This window comes from Priestia sp. HNGD-A6, from assembly GCF_045784335.1.
Lineage (GTDB): Bacteria > Bacillota > Bacilli > Bacillales > Bacillaceae_H > Priestia > Priestia zanthoxyli.
In genome coordinates, this window is record NZ_CP138621.1 from 3,610,012 (window position 1) to 3,625,830 (window position 15,819).

General features: G+C 39.8%; 16 protein-coding genes. 11 read left to right on the forward strand and 5 right to left on the reverse strand.

Features of this window, described 5'->3' with window-relative positions; genetic code table 11:
- Positions 1–40 precede the first annotated feature (40 nt).
- From SCI76_RS18445 to rnz, 4 genes are all read left to right on the forward strand, one after another.
- Positions 41–1,672, forward strand: a complete 1,632-nt coding sequence (locus SCI76_RS18445) for a PucR family transcriptional regulator (RefSeq protein ID WP_098112926.1) — start codon at positions 41–43, stop codon at positions 1,670–1,672.
- A gap of 207 nt (positions 1,673–1,879) precedes the next feature.
- Positions 1,880–3,349 (forward strand): CoA-acylating methylmalonate-semialdehyde dehydrogenase, encoded by a 1,470-nt coding sequence (locus SCI76_RS18450; RefSeq protein ID WP_063248539.1) that lies wholly within the window; start codon positions 1,880–1,882, stop codon positions 3,347–3,349.
- Between the two features lie 93 nt (positions 3,350–3,442).
- The gene (locus SCI76_RS18455) at positions 3,443–4,801 is read left to right on the forward strand and encodes an aspartate aminotransferase family protein (RefSeq protein WP_063248540.1); all 1,359 of its coding nucleotides are present in this window, start codon (positions 3,443–3,445) and stop codon (positions 4,799–4,801) included.
- Positions 4,802–4,869: 68 nt separating this feature from the next.
- Positions 4,870–5,799: a ribonuclease Z gene (gene rnz, locus SCI76_RS18460; RefSeq protein ID WP_033579725.1), complete on the forward strand. Its 930-nt coding sequence runs from the start codon at positions 4,870–4,872 to the stop codon at positions 5,797–5,799.
- A 28-nt stretch (positions 5,800–5,827) separates the two neighbouring features.
- On the opposite strand, the gene namA is transcribed toward rnz, so the two are convergent.
- Positions 5,828–6,844 (reverse strand): NADPH dehydrogenase NamA, encoded by a 1,017-nt coding sequence (gene namA, locus SCI76_RS18465; protein WP_407544071.1) that lies wholly within the window; start codon positions 6,842–6,844, stop codon positions 5,828–5,830.
- A gap of 137 nt (positions 6,845–6,981) precedes the next feature.
- The gene (gene proI / locus SCI76_RS18470; RefSeq protein ID WP_063248541.1) at positions 6,982–7,830 is read right to left on the reverse strand and encodes a pyrroline-5-carboxylate reductase ProI; all 849 of its coding nucleotides are present in this window, start codon (positions 7,828–7,830) and stop codon (positions 6,982–6,984) included.
- A gap of 268 nt (positions 7,831–8,098) precedes the next feature.
- Between proI and SCI76_RS18475 the strand changes: the two genes are divergently transcribed.
- Both SCI76_RS18475 and SCI76_RS18480 read left to right on the forward strand, forming a co-directional pair.
- Complete coding sequence (locus tag SCI76_RS18475) at positions 8,099–9,055, forward strand: MBL fold metallo-hydrolase (protein ID WP_063248542.1); 957 nt, start codon at positions 8,099–8,101, stop codon at positions 9,053–9,055.
- A 23-nt stretch (positions 9,056–9,078) separates the two neighbouring features.
- On the forward strand, positions 9,079–9,873 hold the full coding sequence (locus SCI76_RS18480; RefSeq protein ID WP_047749858.1) for an SDR family oxidoreductase: 795 nt from the start codon (positions 9,079–9,081) through the stop codon (positions 9,871–9,873).
- A 73-nt stretch (positions 9,874–9,946) separates the two neighbouring features.
- On the opposite strand, the gene SCI76_RS18485 is transcribed toward SCI76_RS18480, so the two are convergent.
- Positions 9,947–10,162, reverse strand: a complete 216-nt coding sequence (locus SCI76_RS18485; protein ID WP_048019788.1) for a CDGSH iron-sulfur domain-containing protein — start codon at positions 10,160–10,162, stop codon at positions 9,947–9,949.
- Between the two features lie 130 nt (positions 10,163–10,292).
- On the opposite strand from SCI76_RS18485, the gene SCI76_RS18490 reads away from it, so the two are divergent.
- Complete coding sequence (locus SCI76_RS18490) at positions 10,293–10,631, forward strand: iron-sulfur cluster biosynthesis family protein (RefSeq protein WP_028411559.1); 339 nt, start codon at positions 10,293–10,295, stop codon at positions 10,629–10,631.
- Here the strand turns inward: SCI76_RS18490 and SCI76_RS18495 are convergent.
- Together SCI76_RS18495 and SCI76_RS18500 are read right to left on the reverse strand one after the other, a co-directional pair.
- The gene (locus SCI76_RS18495; protein ID WP_033579727.1) at positions 10,628–11,539 is read right to left on the reverse strand and encodes an alpha/beta hydrolase; all 912 of its coding nucleotides are present in this window, start codon (positions 11,537–11,539) and stop codon (positions 10,628–10,630) included. The two genes, SCI76_RS18490 and SCI76_RS18495, sit on opposite strands and share 4 nt — an antisense overlap.
- 68 nt (positions 11,540–11,607) lie before the next feature.
- Positions 11,608–12,504 carry a hydroxymethylglutaryl-CoA lyase gene (locus SCI76_RS18500; RefSeq protein ID WP_028411557.1) on the reverse strand — a complete coding sequence of 299 codons (897 nt, stop codon included), beginning with the start codon at positions 12,502–12,504 and terminating at the stop codon, positions 11,608–11,610.
- Between the two features lie 177 nt (positions 12,505–12,681).
- Here SCI76_RS18500 and SCI76_RS18505 point away from each other — a divergent pair, with 177 nt between their 5' ends.
- From SCI76_RS18505 to SCI76_RS18520, 4 genes are all read left to right on the forward strand, one after another.
- Positions 12,682–13,869 (forward strand): acetyl-CoA C-acetyltransferase, encoded by a 1,188-nt coding sequence (locus SCI76_RS18505; protein ID WP_028411556.1) that lies wholly within the window; start codon positions 12,682–12,684, stop codon positions 13,867–13,869.
- Between the two features lie 238 nt (positions 13,870–14,107).
- Positions 14,108–14,797 carry a CoA transferase subunit A gene (locus tag SCI76_RS18510; RefSeq protein WP_028411555.1) on the forward strand — a complete coding sequence of 230 codons (690 nt, stop codon included), beginning with the start codon at positions 14,108–14,110 and terminating at the stop codon, positions 14,795–14,797.
- Positions 14,798–14,817: 20 nt separating this feature from the next.
- A complete protein-coding gene (locus tag SCI76_RS18515; protein ID WP_028411554.1) occupies positions 14,818–15,486 on the forward strand; it encodes a CoA transferase subunit B in 669 nt (222 codons plus the stop codon).
- 64 nt (positions 15,487–15,550) lie between these two features.
- Complete coding sequence (locus SCI76_RS18520; RefSeq protein ID WP_033579729.1) at positions 15,551–15,799, forward strand: YqkE family protein; 249 nt, start codon at positions 15,551–15,553, stop codon at positions 15,797–15,799.
- Positions 15,800–15,819 lie beyond the last annotated feature (20 nt).

Consider the following 15,819-nt stretch of genomic DNA (forward strand, 5'->3'; position numbering starts at 1 on the left):
ACATATGCGAAATACGCGTTAATGATCCAGGAGACATGATGTGAAATTCGCTAGGGGCGGTGTTGACTTGAAATCATATTTAACAGTAACAGAGATTTTAACAAGGAAACATTTTGTAAACTGTGAAGTAATAGCTGGAGAGAAAGGGCTTACTAATTCTGTGAAGTGGGTGCACGTGATGGAAGTGACGCGCATTAATGAGCTGCTAAAAGGAAACGAGCTCATTTTATCAACAGGGGTAGGCTGGGGAGAAGATCCTCAATCTTGTTTATCATTTCTTCAGCAATTAATTTCTTGTAAGGCATCAGGACTGTGTATTGAACTTGGCACTTATACTTCTAAGATTCCGCAAATTGTCATTGATAAAGCGAACGAATGTGATTTTCCGATTATTTTATTTCACGAAGAAGTTCCGTTCGTTGAAATTACGCAAGATGTTCACTCACTTTTAATTAATCAGCATTATCAAATGATTTCCGATTTAGAACAGTATTCTCATCGGCTAAATCAGCTGCTGTTAACAGTTAATGACCCGGCCGTTATCTTACAGTGTTTATATGAATCTACGGGGCTTCTTGTCGGCCTTAAAGTTTCAAATGAATTACTTACCTTTGCTCCGGAGATGGACTTACTCAAACAGCAGCTTCTACTTCATTATATAAGCAGGGAAAATGAGAGTCCGCATTTTACTGAGCAGCCTATTCATTTATTAGGACAAGATTATGCTCAGCTGTATGTCGCCTCTATAAATGAAGCGTTAACAGAACTTGAAGTGCTCACCGTTGACCGGACGGCAACTGCACTTGCTCAGCATTTTTTGAAGGACTTGTATGTCGAAGAGAAAAAAAGAGTAGATGAAACTGAATGGATGACGAAATGGATGAACGGAGAGCTAACTCTTGAACAAATAAAAGATTCTATGCACGAGGTGTGTTCAGATTCTCCTATTCGCGGGGGTATCGTTGTTTGCTGTAAGTGGCAAAGACGGGAAAAGTTTGATCGAACGTATTTTAAGCTGATCTTACGAAGCATCTTTGAACAAGAAGGCTTTCACTTATTAGTCTCCGAGCGAAATCGCGAAGTGTTATTTATTCTTTTGAACAAACGAATGGTTAGCACGTGGAGAGAGAGATTAGAAAGCAGCCTTCACCGCTGGATGAATCAATACGAATCGGATGAAAACTCAAAGCGGAACGCCATTAGCTTTATCGGAATTGGCCAATACTGTGAACAGCTTGACTGTATGCATAAAAGCTATGAAACGGCTAAAGAAACGATTTCGATTCAAGAAATGCTGCAAAAACAAACCATTATTCATTTTTATGATGATTTGCATATGTACCGAATTATTTCGCTTTTACATCAGCATGAAGACTTACAGGAAGTGGTGTTTGAATATCTGCAGCCCGTTATTACATATGATGAAACGTACAATGCAAAACTCATGGAAACATTAAAAATTTATTTAGCATGCAACGGATCTAAACAAGAGACGGCTAAGCGTTTATACATTGTGCGGCAAACGCTGTATCACCGCATTGAAAAACTAGAAAAGCTGCTGGGTGAAGATTTTATGGAGCCGGAAAAACGATTAGCGATTGAATTTATGATTATGGCATATGAATATTTGTTTATGATGAAAAAGTCGCGTGCGGAATTTATAAACGGATAAGTAAGCAGCTGGAAACAGCTGTTTTTTTATGTTGAGGATGATTTTACTATATGTTCATTTTAGTTCATGCTTTCTCCGAGTTCACTGCGCAAAATGTGAAACGAGAATCTAGAGTTGTTTCACATTTTGTCTAATGCAACCACCATTTATTTATTCAATAATAAAGGTAGATTTGTCATTTCTTATTTTTTGAGGAGGCCAAGCGACATGTCAGTTGTGAATAATGATACGCAAGTTTTAAAAAATTACGTGGGCGGAAAATGGGTTGATACGGCAGGGCAAAAATTTGGAGAGGTAATTAATCCATCGACGGGCGAAGTAATTGCAAAAGTACCGCTTTCTACAAAAGAAGACGTAGCCAATGCGGTGGAAACAGCGCAAAAAACATTTGAAACATGGCGTAACGTTCCTGCTCCAAAACGAGCAAGATTAATGTTTGCGTTTCAGCATTTACTCGTTAAGCATCACGAAGAGTTAGCGAAATTAGTTGTACAAGAAAACGGCAAGGCTTTTAAAGAAGCTTACGGTGAAGTACAGCGCGGTATTGAATGCGTGGAGTTTGCTGCGGGTGCTCCTACTTTATTAATGGGAGAATCATTAAATAACATAGCGGAAGAAATTGATTCTGAAATGTTCCGTTTCCCACTTGGTGTTGTCGGAGGCATCACACCTTTTAATTTTCCAATGATGGTACCGCTGTGGATGTTCCCGCTTGCCATTGTATGTGGAAATACGTTTGTATTAAAACCGTCTGAGCGAACGCCGCTTTTAGCAACGCGACTTGCTGAACTTTTTACAGAAGCAGGAGCACCGGATGGATTATTAAATATTGTACACGGGGCACATGATGTCGTGAATGGATTAATAGAGCACGAAAAAGTTAAAGCGATTTCATTCGTCGGATCGCAGCCGGTAGCAAAGTATGTTTATGAACAAGCTGCAGCTCAAGGGAAACGAGTTCAGGCTTTATCCGGAGCTAAAAATCATCATGTTGTGATGCCAGACTGCGATATGGATAAAGCGGTATCCCATATTATCAGCTCGGCTTATGGAAGTGCCGGCCAGCGATGCATGGCTTGCAGCGCCGTGGTCGTAGTTGGTGAAAAAGGAGATGAATTCGTCGCAAAATTAAAGCAAAAAGCAGATGAATTAATTATGGGAAGCGGATTTGATGATGAAGTGCTTCTAACGCCTGTGATTCGAAAAGAGCACCGTGATAAGGTGCTGGATTATATTGAACTTGGCCTGAAAGAAGGGGCGGAACTCATTCGTGACGGACGTAAAGAAATGGATGAACATGCAGAAGGAAATTTCTTAGGAGCAACCATTTTTGACCGCGTAACTCCTGATATGACCATTGCTAAAGAAGAGATTTTTGCACCTGTACTAAGCTTGCTTCGCGCTGACACATTAGATGAAGCACTTCGCTATATGGAAAAATCTCGTTTTGGAAATGGAGCAACGATTTATACAAAAGATGCAAAAGCGGTGCGTCAATTTAGAGAAGAAGCAGATGCGGGTATGCTCGGCATTAACGTAGGAGTACCTGCTACGATGGCTTTCTTCCCATTCTCCGGCTGGAAAGACTCTTTTTACGGAGATTTGCATGTAAACGGCAAAGACGGTTTGAACTTCTTTACACGTAAAAAGATGGTTACATCACGCTTTGACTTTTAACATATAGATGAATATAGCAAGTGGCTTCGGCATTTTGTCGAAGTCTTTTCATACAGAAAAAAATACCGCGCTAGCGATTTGGGAGTGGATAAGATGGTACAGGTCAGTCAAAATGAAAAAGATCTGCGTGCAAAAGATGAGCAGTATGTATGGCATGGAATGAAACCATACAGTCCGGATGCAACGATGGTAGCTACAAAAGCAAAAGGTGCTTGGATTACAGATGAACAAGGAAATCGCTATTTAGATGCAATGGCAGGGCTTTGGTGTGTAAATACCGGGTATGGACGGGATGAGTTAGCGCTCGCAGCTTACGAGCAGCTAAAAGAACTGGCTTATTTTCCGCTCACTCAATCTCACGTACCTGCTATCAAACTAGCAGAGAAGCTAAATGAAATGCTAGGTGATGACTATGTTATCTTCTTTTCAAATAGCGGATCTGAAGCAAATGAAACGGCTTTTAAAATTGTGCGTCAATACCATCAGCAAAAAGGAGAGCACTCCCGCTACAAATTTATTTCACGTTACCGAGGGTATCACGGAAATTCAATGGGCGCACTAGCAGCAACGGGCCAAGCTCAGCGTAAATATAAATATGAACCGCTTGCTCCTGGCTTTATTCACGTTGCGCCGCCTGATTCATACCGAGGGCAAGATGACTACCATGCGCCAAAAGAGAAGCTTCAATCTGTAAAAGATATTGACAATGTCATGACGTGGGAGCTAAGCGAAACGATTGCCGCTGTTATTATGGAGCCAATTATTACAGGTGGAGGAATTCTTTTACCGCCTCAAAATTATATGAAAGGCGTAAAAGAAACGTGTGAAAAACACGGTGCACTTCTAATTGTAGATGAAGTTATTTGCGGCTTTGGACGTACAGGAGAAGCCTTTGGTTTTATGAACTACGATGTAAAACCAGATATCATTACCATGGCAAAAGGAATTACAAGCGCATATCTTCCGCTCTCGGCAACTGCTGTTAAAAAAGAAATCTATGAAGCGTTCAAAGATAGCGATCAGTACGAGTATTTTCGCCACGTTAATACATTTGGAGGAAGCCCGGCTGCGTGTGCACTGGCATTAAAGAATTTAGAAATTATGGAAAGAGAAAATCTGTTTGATCGTTCTAAACAGCTCGGGGCTTACGTATTAAGTGAGCTAACGTCGCTTATTGATAGCCACCCATACGTTGGAGATGTAAGAGGTAAAGGGCTTTTAATCGGAATTGAACTTGTAGCTGATAAGCAAACGAAGGAACCGCTAGACGTTAATCTTGTAAATGAAGTGATTGCTAAATGTAAAAGCAAAGGAGTCATTATTGGGAAAAATGGAGCAACGGTAGCCGGCTATAATAATGTTCTCACGCTCTCGCCGCCGCTCAACATTGAGGAAAGTGATATTGAGCTGTTATTAGCTACTATTACGTATGCGCTTGACAGCATCAAATAGGTAAGTTTGCAAAAAGCCTGTATAATATACTTACAGGCTTTTTGTGCGTGTGAAGGAGGAAGTAGAAAATGGAATTGTTATTTTTAGGAACGGGTGCAGGAGTACCAGCAAAACAGCGGAATGTTTCATCTCTTGCGCTCGAACTTTTGCAAGAAAGAGGGGCGGTGTGGCTTTTTGATTGCGGAGAAGCAACGCAGCATCAAATTTTACATACAACCGTTAAACCGAGACGAATTGAGAAAATTTTTATTACGCACCTTCACGGTGATCATATTTATGGCTTACCTGGACTCCTTGGAAGCCGTTCGTTTCAAGGCGGAGAATCGCTGCTTACTGTATACGGGCCAAAAGGAATTAAAGAATTTATTGAAGTCACGCTTGCTGTAAGTCAAACTCATCTGCAATATCCTCTAGAGGTTGTTGAAATAGAAGAGGAAAGTGAAAGTGGAACGATTTTTGAAGATGAAACTTTTTCAGTGGAGTTTGGCAAACTTGAACATGGCATTTTATCTTATGGATATCGCGTTGTCGAAAAAGATTTGCCAGGGTCACTGGACGTTCAGCGTTTAAGAGAAATGAATATTCCCCCAGGGCCTCATTATCAGCAGTTAAAAGAAGGGAAAGAAGTAGTATTAAAAGATGGGCGTCTAATCAATGGACAAGAGTTTGTAGGAGAACCTAAAAAAGGGAAGGTCATCACGGTTTTAGGAGATACAAGAAGGTGCACGCAAAGTGTTCAGCTTGCTATGCATGCGAATGTGTTAATCCATGAAGCTACGTTTGCAGCGGGAGACGAGGAGCTTGCTTACAACTATTTTCATTCTACTGCAAAAGAAGCCGCTGAAATTGCTAAAACAGCATCGGCCGAGCGTCTTATTTTATCTCATATCAGTTCGCGTTACCAAGGAGACGCAGTCAGCCAGTTAGCAGAAGGAGCAAAAGAAATTTTTCCGAATACCGATATAGCAGAAGACTTAAAAAGGTTTACGATTTCATAAAAAAAGCCGAGGATATCCTCGGCTTTTTTTACCATCCGCGTTCGTACTGAACGGGTGCTGAAAGTGTTTCATTTAATTCTTTTGCCGCCGTGCGCGGGAAGTACGGATCGCGCAGAAGTTCGCGCGCAACAAAAATTAAATCAGCGCGTTCGCTTTGTAAAACCTCTTCAGCTTGTCGTCCAGTTGTAATTAATCCAACTGCGCCTGTATCAATATTTGCCTGCTGCTTAATTTTATCTGCAAACGGAACTTGATAGCCAGGGTATACGTTAATTGGAGCATGTACAAGAGCACCGGAACTAACGTCAATTAAGTCGACGCCTTGTTCTTTCATCCATTTTGCAAATACAACGTGATCATCGACTGTTAATCCGCCTTCTGTATAGTCAGAAGCAGAAACACGGACAAATAAAGGACCGTCCCACTCTGTTTTCACAGCGTCAATAATTTCCTTTAAGAAACGATAGCGGTTTTCTGCGCTGCCGCCATATTCGTCGCTGCGGTTATTGCTTAGCGGTGATAGGAATTGATGTACTAAATAACCGTGTGCCGCGTGAAGCTCGATAATATCAAATCCAGCTTCCTTTGAGCGTCGAGCGCTTTCTTTAAAGGCAGAAATCGTTTCATGAATTTGTTCTGTGGTCATTTCCACAGGTTTTTTACTTTTATCATCAAAAGCAATCGCAGAAGGAGCATAAATATCGCCTTCAACAGTTGCTTTACGTCCTGCGTGTGCAAGTTGAATGGCCGTTTTTGCACCGTTTTCTTTTAGCTGTGTCACAAGTTTTGTTAATCCATCTCTTTGCTCATCATTCCAAATCCCTAAGTCTTGAGCTGAAATACGACCTTGTGGGACGACAGCTGAGGCTTCAACCATAATGAGACCTACTTGTCCAACCGCGCGAGTTGTGTAGTGAACCATATGAAAGTCGGTTACTACTCCGTCTTCTTTTTCGCATGAATACATGCACATTGGTGACATTACAATTCGGTTTTTTAATGTTACGTCTTTCACTGTATAAGGTGAAAATAGTTTTGTTGTCATTCGGTTTAACCTCCAATTATTTCGATACTCTAAACAAAAGTTATTATATCACCGCATTGAAATATCTTTCACATAATCTGCTTATCCATTTTTAATCATAAAAAAACCTCTTTCTTTTTTTAGAAAGAGGTGAACCTTTACGAACGTTTACTCGAGATTTTTTCGTCAATCGTATCTCCTAAATATTTAGAGCGAATGGTAGCTTGTTCAATACACTGCATCATCGCTTCTTGGAAGTTATGAGAAATAAGCTGTTCGATTCCTGCTTCTGTTGTACCTCCAGGACTCATAACTTCTTTTCGAAGTACGGCCGGTGTTTTAGGTGACTGTTTCAGCATTTCTGCAGCACCGATAAGCGTTTGAAGAATTAGTTCATTTGACACTGACGTATCCAAGCCTTGTTTTTCAGCTGCTTTTTCCATTGCTTCTACTAGATAATAGACATACGCTGGGCCGCTTCCAGATAGTCCTGTTACAGCGTGAAGCTGCTCTTCCTCTACAGTTGTAACCGTACCAATCGTTTCAAATAAAGCAGTAGTAACGCTCATATGCTCCGCTGTAGCAAACTTCCCGGGTGCAATGGCTGTAGCCGATAATCCAATAGAAGCAGATGTATTTGGCATAGCTCTTACAACCGCTACTTCTTGGTCAAACAAGTTTACAATTGTGGCAGTCGATACACCCGCTAAAACAGAGAGAACGAGGTGATGGGGACGAATATAGGACTTAATCGTATTGATGCTTTCGGCTACGTCTTTTGGTTTAATAGCAAGCACGACGATATCGCTTTTTTCTATTAACAAGGCATGATTACGCGTAATGTTAATTCCATAGGCGTTTCGAAGTTCGTGAAGTCTTTTATCGCTGCTATGATTTGTTACGGTGATTTGATTGGGGCGAAGCTTTTTATCTGACAGCAGCCCTGAGATCATGGCTTCAGCCATTGATCCAGCTCCAATAAAGGCGATGTTTAAATCCGTTTTCATTAAAATTTCCTCCAGTCATTTGCTATCCAATGAAAACAGATACTGAAATTTCAGTATCTGTTAAAGGTTTGTGTTTGTGTATCTCTTCTTTATAAAATGCATAGTTATCTAAAGATATGAATAAAACTTCACTATATTTCTGTCATTATGCAATGAAAAAGAGAGGGATGTCAATGTAATTTTCAGAAAACGAAAGCAATTGTATAAATAAGGGGAAAAATCGTGTAAACTTAAAAGAAAATGCGATGGTAAAGGAGCAAAAATACAGATGAATGAGCAATTGTATAAAATTGTGCTGCCTACTCCTTTTGCGGTAGGAGATGTGAATGTTTTTGTTATAAAAGGTCAGACCGTTACGCTAATCGATGCTGGTATTAAAACGGAGGCAGCGTGGTCTGTATTTAAAGAAAAGCTTAATGAAATAGGATTAAAACCAGATGATATTAAACAAGTTGTCCTAACTCATCACCATCCTGATCACGTAGGAATGCTTGATTTTTTTGATAAAGATATCGCCATAGTCGGTCATGCGAAAAATCAGCCTTGGATCTCTCAGAATCCGGATTTTTTTGAGTGGTACGATGCGTTTTTTGAAGATCACTTTACGAAAGCGGGCGTAGATGAAAGATTTCGCCCCTATTTAAAACGTTTAAAAGCATCAATGAAGTATTCATGTCACCGTTCTCTTACGACTTCTGTGCAGGAAGGAGATTACATTCCGGGCCTAGAGAGTTGGAAAGTGCTTGAAGTGCCCGGTCATGCTCAAAGCCATATTGCATTATACAATGAAAAAACAGCGGTTATGATTGGAGGAGATTTGCTGTTAAAGCATATTTCATCTAATCCGCTTATTGAACCTCCTATGAAACCAAGCGGCGAGCGGCCTAAAACGCTTCTTCAATATAATCATTCGTTAAGACGTCTGCTTGACTTAGAGATAAGCTGTATCTATACAGGTCATGGAGATGAAGTATTACATGTCCGTGAACTTGTACAAGAGAGGTTACAAAAGCAAAGCGACCGAGCGGATAAAGTGCTTAGCATGATAAAAGAACGCCCTCAAACAGCGTTTGATATTTGCAAACAGCTATTTCCTACTATTTATGAAAAAGAACTAGGGCTAACTCTTTCTGAAACAATTGGTCAGCTCGATTTTTTAGAAGATGCAAATAAAATCAGTACACATGAAAAGGAAAGTACGCTTATTTATTCTGTGTGCTCTTAACTTACAAAAAAGGTGTGTTATATTTGAAATCCTCGTTAAAGAACCAACATGTCGTGATTACAGGCGCTTCAGGAGGTCTTGGAGAACATTTAGCTTATGAAGTGGCCAAAAGAGGGGGCGTCCCCGTTTTACTTGCACGTACAGAAGAAAAGCTGCAGCGAGTAGCTGAGCAAATTAATCAAAAGTATGGGATTACCTCTTACATATATAAAGCTGACGTAGCGAACGTAGAGGAAGTCAGAAGTGTTGTTCAGAAAATGATAAGTGAAATTAAGCGTGTTGATGTGCTGATTAATAATGCAGGCTTTGGTGTATTTGAAGAAGTGAAAGAAGCATCCATTTCGACAATTGCATCAATGTTTCAAGTCAATGTTATTGGATTAATTGCATGTACACAAGAAATTTTAGCTTATATGCTAAAAGAAAACAAAGGACATATTATTAACATTGCTTCTCAAGCAGGCAAACTGGCAACGCCTAAATCCAGTGGCTATTCAGCTTCTAAACATGCCGTGCTAGGGTTTACCAACAGCCTGCGAATGGAATTAGCAAAAACGGATATCTATGTAACCGCAGTGAATCCAGGTCCTATTCAAACCAACTTTTTTTCAATAGCGGATCAGTCAGGAAACTATGAAAAAAGTGTAGAAAAGTTTATGTTAACACCTCAATACGTAGCTGAAAAAACGGTCAATATTATTGGGAAACCAAAACGAGAAGTCAACTTGCCTAAGTGGATGAACATGGGTTCGAAGGTGTACCAGCTTGCCCCGGGGCTCGTAGAAAAATTGGCAGGGGATGCGTTTAATAGAAAATAACCTGTGCTTTAATCACAGGTTATCAATGTTTTTCGTTAATGCTTTCGTTCAGTAAAGCTGTATTTCTATGAATCTACTGCTCGTCTAAAACTTTTGCAGCGCGCACACAAGAGTCGAATTTTCCTTTATGATTTCCGTCGCAAAAGGGCATCTTTTGCGACTGGCCACATCGGCATAGTGAAAATGTCGGCTTTGTTTCAAATTTATTGCCGTCTGCATCAATTAATTCAACGTCTCCAGTGACACGGAAAGAACCGTTATCCATTACTTTAATTTGTACTCTTGACATAGAAAAACCTCCTTTTTGTACACACCTATATGAAGCGCCAGAGTTTAATGAAAGCAAGATGTGTATTATACTCATTATATAAGCAATTTTCGTTTGTTTATACAATTAGTTTAAAAGGAGTTAAAGGAAAATGAATATTACCTTTACAGATAAAGCAATAACAAAAATACAAGAAAAGTACGGAAAAGATTCTTCACTATATTTAAAATTGAAATACGATACGGATGGATGCGGCTGTGTGGTGAGCGGTGTAACGACGCTATGGATTGTTGATGAAAAAGAGAGCGATGATGTGACCATCGAGACGAATTTTGTTCCCGTTCTTGTCGAAAAAACAAAGCAAGTATTTCTAGATGATAATATGACGGTTGACTACAATGAAAGTGCATATGCGTTTATGCTAAAATGTCCTTCTCAAATTTTAAATCCGCGCATGTCATTCATCGATAAAACAAAAGAAGCGCTTTAATGCGCTTCTTTTTGTATTTTTTCTAAAAATGATTCAATAACTTGTTCATATTCCCCTGGATTATCAGCATACGAGCGGGCATGAGTGCCTACAGGTGCCAAATACATCCGTTTTGCACCCATTTTTTTGGCATGCAGCTGCTCCGTCATTTTAGGAAGAATATAGTCATCTTCTTTACTATGGATAAACAGAACAGGATGTTTTATTTGATCTACGACTGAAATGGGGGATACGTCTTTAAATGAATAGCCTTCTCGCCATTTTAAAATAATATTGGCTGCTGGCATCACAAGCTGTTTGGGCAGATGGAAATCTTGTTTTAAGCGATAGGCAAGAAGTTCTTCCAAGTCTGAAAAAGGGCAGTCGACAATATAAAAATCAGCTCCGTCTTCCATTCCAGCATACAAAAGAGTGGTCGCAGCTCCCATAGACTCCCCGTGAATCCCAAGGGAAATAGTTGAACCGAATTGTTCTTTTACCCAGTGAACAACAGATTGAAGGTCCAGCTTTTCATAATAGCCGTAGCTCGTTGTTTTCCCTTCAGACTTGCCGTGACGGCGATGATCATAAAGAACGACGTTCCATCCAAGCTTCAGAAAAAGCCGAGCATATTTCATAGAATTCAGTGAATGAACTGTGACTCCATGCGAAAGAATCATAAATCGGTTGTGATCGTGTTGTTTAATAACGGTCCCAGCTATGTTATAGCCTAGAGAAGAAGGAAGTACAAATGCTTCTTTAGGAAGAGTGCTATAGACTTTCTCATCATAAAAGCCATCTTCCGTATCGCGGTCAATAATAACTTTGTCGGTCTTTTTACGGATGTACATCATTTGATTTGTAAAAAAGATGCCAAGAGCGGCAAATGCTCCGAGAACGCTTCCTACTAATAATAGCCATTTTTTCATGATTAGCGGCTCCTTTTGTTAATATAGCTATTAGTTATTATAGCATCGCTCTCATAAAAACCTAATTTTTAACGCTGTGCAAATAAAGAGTATTGCTTGCTTTCAATCGGTCTTGAAATGTAAGGAGCGATAAAATCGACCGCTTCGAGCAGCTTTTCTTCATTAATAGAAGTGGAAATACCCATTTCATGAAGCATAAAGACAAGATCTTCGGTAGCTACGTTTCCCGTTGCTCCCTTAGCAAATGGACATCCTCCTAGCCCGCCAGCGGATGAATCGAACCTGTTAATACCGGCTTGCAGAGCTGCATAGATATTTGCAATAGCCAATCCTCTCGTATCGTGAAAGTGCGCAGCAAGTAGCGTGTGGGAAAAACTTTGTTTTAATTTCGAGAAAAGTGAAAATACATCTTTAGGATTTGCCATGCCAATTGTATCGGCAACGCTTAGCTCATCTACTCCAGCTTCCACAAAGCTTTCGCAAAGGCTCAGCACGTCACGTTCATTTATTTTTCCTTCATATGGGCAATAAAAGGCGGTGGAAATGCAGGTGCGAATAAAACATTCTTGCTGCTTAAGCTGCTGAATGAGAGGAAGCAGCGTTTGAACAGCTTCTTCGGTGTTTTTGTTAATATTTTTTTGATTAAAAGTATCGCTTACGCCAATAAAAAGCGCAACCGAGCGGCAATCAGCTTGCAGTGCCTTTTCCAAGCCTTTTTGATTCGGCACCAGTACAATGTTTCGGCATGTATCAGGCTGGAATATAGGTGCAATAGTAGAAGCATCTTTCATTTGAGGAACCCATTTTGGAGAAACAAAGGATGTAATTTCGATTTCAGATAGTCCAGCTTCTTTTAATTTTTTGATAAAATTAATTTTTTTATCAGTTGGAACAAAATTTTTTTCATTTTGAAGTCCATCTCGTGGACCAACTTCTATAATTGTTACTTTTTCAGGAAATCCCATAAACCGCTCTCCTCCCACAATGTAAACGCTTACTAATATTTATTTTAATTCTAAAAAATTAAAATTCAATAAAAATTATAAATTTTTACAAAAAAAGAGGAATTTCGCAAGCGATGTCGAAATTAATACAAGTGACAGTTAATCACAGTAATCAAACAGTAAGGAGAGGTTTTCGACATGGGTCAAACAGAAGTAGTCATTGTAAGCGCTGTACGTACAGCAATCGGCAGCTTTGGGGGAAGCTTACAAAATGTATCCGCAACAACTTTAGGTGGTACTGTAATCAAAGAAGCTTTAAACAAAGCAGGGGTATCAGCAAACGAAGTAGATGAAGTTATTATGGGAAATGTCTTACAAGCAGGTTTAGGACAAAATCCAGCACGACAAGCAACTTTAGCAGCAGGGTTACCTGAAACTGTTTCAGCATTAACCATCAATAAAGTATGCGGATCAGGACTAAAAGCAGTACATCTCGCTACACAGGCGATTCTTGCTGGGGATGCTGATGTGATTGTTGCTGGTGGAATGGAAAACATGAGCCAAGCACCATACCTATTAAAAAATGCACGCAACGGGTTTAAAATGGGCGATCAAAAAGTAGTCGACAGCATGATCCAAGATGGATTATGGTGTGCATTTAACGACTACCATATGGGCGTTACAGCTGAAAACCTGTGTGATAAATATGAAATTACTCGCGACGAACAAGATGCATTTGCAGCTTCAAGTCAGCAAAAAGCAGAAGCAGCTATTCAATCTGGCCGTTTCGCAGATGAAATTGTGCCAGTAGAAGTGCCTGGAAGAAAAGGCCAAGTAACAATTTTTGAACAAGATGAGTTCCCACGCGCAGGCACAACGGCTGAAAGTCTAGGAAAGCTACGTCCAGCTTTCAAAAAAGACGGTTCAGTAACAGCTGGTAATGCATCTGGTATCAATGACGGTGCAGCTGCAGTAGTGGTAATGAGCCGTAAAAAAGCAGACGAGTTAGGCCTAACACCATTAGTGTCTATTAAAGCTAATGCAACTGCTGGAGTAGACCCAAGCATTATGGGAATCGGTCCTGTAAGCGCAGTGAAAAAGGCGCTTGAAAGAGCTGCTGTTTCATTAGAAGACGTTCAACTAGTAGAAGCAAACGAAGCATTCGCTGCACAGTCAATCGCTGTGGATCGTGAACTTCAATTTAACCATGATATTTTAAATGTAAACGGTGGAGCAATTGCGCTTGGACATCCTATTGGTGCAAGTGGTACACGTGTCCTGGTTTCACTTATTCATGAAATGCAAAAACGCGACGCAAAACTTGGTTTAGCAACGTTATGTATTGGCGGAGGCCAAGGTGTTGCAACAATCGTTGAACGTCCTTAATTTTTGATATAGCTTTAACAAACATTAAAGCTATATCACAACGCCACAGATTCCAAACATACTGCTTTGGAACTCGTGGCGTTTTTGTTTTTCTTTGAATTTTGTCTACTAATATAACTTTTTTGACAAAAAAATGATTAAATTATAATTTTTAGTTATATATATATTTAAAAAGAAATAAAAATCTTTTATAATAGATTAGAAAGCGTTTTCAAAAATAACGAAGGGGTGGTTATGTATGAAACAAGTACATACGTCGTTTAAAGAAGCGGTGAAAGATATTCACGACGGTGCTACGATGATGGTCGGTGGTTTTGGTTTATGTGGAATTCCGGAGAATTTGATTTTAGCGTTAGTTGAAACGGGGGTAAAAGATTTAACCGTAATCTCAAATAACTGCGGCGTAGACGACTGGGGACTTGGACTGCTTCTGAAAAACAAACAAATTAAAAAGATGATTGGCTCTTACGTGGGAGAAAATAAAGAGTTTGAAAGACAAGTATTGTCAGGAGAAATTGAAGTAGAATTGCTACCTCAAGGCACGCTAGCTGAAAAGATTCGCGCCGGCGGAGCGGGCATACCTGCATTTTATACACCAGCGGGAGTGGGAACACCCATTGCTGAAGGAAAAGAAGTTCGTGTGTTTGATGGGAAAGAATATTTACTAGAAGAGGCGTTAAAAGCTGATTTTAGTTTGGTTAGAGCTTGGAAAGCCGATCATATGGGGAATTTAGTGTATAACAAGACAGCGCGCAATTTCAGCCCAATGATTGCAGCAGCAGGAAAAGTGACGATAGCAGAAGTAGAGGAACTTCATCCAACAGGTTCACTTGATCCAAATATTATCCACACACCTAGTGTATATGTTCAATCGTTAATTATTGGTGAACAAGAAAAACGTATTGAGCGTTTAACCGTTCAAAAATAACAAAAGGGGAGAGATTTTTCATGATTGAAAACGGCGTGAACGTGAGAGAGCGAATTGCAAAACGTGCTGAAAAAGAAATTTTGGACGGATTTTATGTAAACCTTGGAATTGGTATTCCAACGCTTGTGGCTAATCATATCTCAGATAATAAAACGGTTGTGCTTCAGTCCGAAAACGGTCTGTTAGGCATTGGACCATATCCGAAAGAAGGAGAAGTAGATCCTGATTTAATTAATGCAGGTAAAGAAACCGTAACGGCGACAAAAGGGGCTTCTTACTTCGACAGTGCTGAATCGTTTGGCATGATTCGCGGAGGGCATATTAATATTGCGATTTTAGGAGGCATGGAAGTCTCAAAAACTGGTGACTTAGCTAACTGGATGATTCCTGGAAAAATGATTAAAGGAATGGGCGGTGCAATGGATTTAGTTCATGGAGCGCAGCGCATCATTGTTATTATGGAACATGTGACGAGAAAAGACCAACCTAAAATCTTAAATGAGTGCACCCTCCCTCTGACAGGAAAAGGGGTAGTAGATCGTATTATTACAGATCGAGCGGTAATTGACATTACGGCAGAAGGCCTAAAACTTGTCGAAGTAGCGAAAGGCTATACGGTAGAAGATATTCAACAGTCTACAGAGCCAACTTTAATCATTGATGAACATGTAAAACTAGATGCATTTTGATTTTTGGTAACAAAAGCAAGAATATGATACAATATCTCTCAATTAAAGTAGCGGGGGAATTGTGATGGCTAAAAAAAAGCAAAAACAATCAGCACAAAAACAAAATGATCAGCTCAGTATCAAAGATCAGCTAAATGATAGCTTATTAAAACAGCTTCAGGCTAAAAAACAGGCGCTTTCTTTAAAAGAAGAAGAGCAGAAAGAAACAGAACGTAAAGAAGCTGCTCGAATTCGAAAAGAAAAAGAAAAAAATAAATCGTTTGAAGAACTGTTAAATGAAAGTGATATGAACTGGTCCGAGTTTAAAAAATAAAAGCGCCGATAAAGGCGCTT